A 2,172-nucleotide genomic window follows, 5' to 3' on the forward strand; every position below is an offset into this window, starting at 1 on the left:
TGATTCTGATTTCGACGAATTCAAAGCCTTGTATGGCAGAACGCTAGTGTGTGGCTTCGCTCGTATTCAAGGACATTTGATTGGTATTGTGGCAAACAACGGTATCTTGTTTTCTGAATCGGCACAAAAAGGCGCGCACTTTATTGAGCTGTGCGCCAAACGGAAAACACCGCTTCTCTTTCTCCAAAACATTACCGGCTTTATGGTCGGAAAAAAGGTTGAAGAAGAAGGCATCGCAAAACATGGCGCCAAGCTAGTGATGGCCGTCGCTTGTGCTGACGTGCCGAAGTTTACCGTGATCATCGGTGGATCGTACGGCGCTGGTAATTACGGCATGTGCGGCCGAGCGTATGATCCAACCATGATGTGGATGTGGCCGAACGCGCGTATTTCTGTGATGGGCGGAGAACAAGCGGCAGGCGTCTTAACACAAGTTCGAAAAGACGCGAAGGAACGCCAGGGAGAAGCGTGGTCAGAGCAAGAAGAACACACTTTTAGAGAATCGATCATAGACTTGTATGAAACACAAGGACATCCCTATTTTGCGAGCGCTCGGCTATGGGATGACGGAATTATTGACCCTAAAAAAACGCGTCAGGTGTTGAGTCATGCGCTAACGGCAGCATTAAATGCCCCCATTCCTGATAGCGAGTTTGGCGTCTTCAGAATGTAAATATCCAAAGATGAATTAAGGAAGTTAGTATGCAGGAAATGCAACCAAGCATTATTCCCAACGCCCAAAGGCAAGATGATGTTCTTTGGCATGTCGATGACAATGGCGTAGCGACCATCACTCTAAACAGAACAGCCAAGCACAATGCTTTTGACGCTTGTACGATCGACTTGCTGATCCACCGCCTAGATTATCTCGCTTTACGAACGGATGTGCGGTGCTTGGTATTAAGAAGTAACGGCAAGCACTTTTCATCCGGGGCCGATTTGAATTGGATGCAGTCGATGGCCGACAGCACGAGGCAAGATAACTTCGTTGATGCCCAAAACTTGGCAAGACTCATGGAAACATTAGATTCGTTCCCTCAACCCACCATCGCAGTTGTTCAAGGTTCCGCTTATGGTGGTGCTTTAGGGTTGATTTGTTGTAGTGATATCGCCATCGCAAGCCAAAGTGCCAACTTTTGCTTAAGTGAAGTTAAGCTTGGTTTAATTCCAGCGACCATTGCGCCTTACGTCATGCGCGCGATGGGGAATAGACAAGCTAGACGCTATATCTTAAGTGGTGAAGTCATTTCAGCCGAGGATGCCGAACGGTTTGGTATTGTGCACGAAGTGAAAGAAGCCAAACAACTTGAAAATGCGGTCGATAGCGTGATCAAGACGTTACTACTTAATAGCCCAGATGCGATGCGTAAAGCGAAAACGCTCTGTCACCAATGTCATCAAAACCCCATCGATCAACAACTGATTCACTATACTAGCAAGCTCATTGCGGACATTAGGGTATCGCCACAAGGCCAAGATGGCTTGCAAGCGTTTCTTGAAAAACGAAGCCCAAGTTGGGTAACCAAATCACAGGACAAGTAATGCTGCCTTCCAAAGTAAATATTGTCGAAGTAGGTCCACGAGATGGATTGCAAAATGAATCTCCTGTTGCGACCCAGACTAAAATCCGGTTGATCAACTTACTCTCTGATACTGGGCTAACGCATATTGAGGCGGGCTCTTTTGTTTCGCCCAAATGGGTGCCACAAATGGCGGACTCAACAGAGGTCATGAAAGCAATAACAAGGCGAAATCATGTTACTTATTCTGCCCTGACACCAAACCTAAAAGGCTTCGAACAAGCCTTGGAGGCTGGTGCCAATCAGGTCGCGATTTTCACTTCATCATCAGAAGGATTCTGCCAACACAATATCAATTGCTCGATTGCAGAAAGCCTAACTCGCTTCGAACCTGTAATGCGATTAGCCACCAAACACGGCATCCCTGTTCGTGGCTATCTATCCTGCGTTGCCGACTGCCCTTACGATGGCCCGACAGCCCCTAAACAAGTGGCGAGCGTGGTCAAATCACTCATCGATTTAGGGTGTTATGAGGTGTCTCTAGGCGACACAATCGGTACAGGCACGCCAAACCGTATCGCTGCTATGCTGGAAGCCGTCATGTTGGTTGCACCTCTTCGCCAGCTTGCTGTCCATTTCCACGACACATGGG

Annotated in this window: 3 protein-coding genes; all 3 read left to right on the forward strand. The window is 47.8% G+C overall.

The window, feature by feature from the left end:
• Nucleotides 1–673 (forward strand): carboxyl transferase domain-containing protein (locus tag IQR33_RS10630; RefSeq protein ID WP_322631763.1); only part of this gene is annotated, 673 nt, incomplete at its 5' end.
• A 29-nt stretch (nt 674–702) separates the two neighbouring features.
• Nucleotides 703–1,542: an enoyl-CoA hydratase-related protein gene (locus IQR33_RS10635; protein WP_193837739.1), complete on the forward strand. Its 840-nt coding sequence runs from the start codon at nt 703–705 to the stop codon at nt 1,540–1,542.
• The coding region (locus IQR33_RS10640) for a hydroxymethylglutaryl-CoA lyase (protein WP_228013843.1) at nt 1,542–2,172 on the forward strand (631 nt) is incomplete at its 3' end. The genes IQR33_RS10635 and IQR33_RS10640, both read left to right, overlap by 1 nt.

Origin of the sequence: Vibrio sp. OPT46 (assembly GCF_015163535.1) — a bacterium.
GTDB lineage: Bacteria > Pseudomonadota > Gammaproteobacteria > Enterobacterales > Vibrionaceae > Vibrio > Vibrio alginolyticus.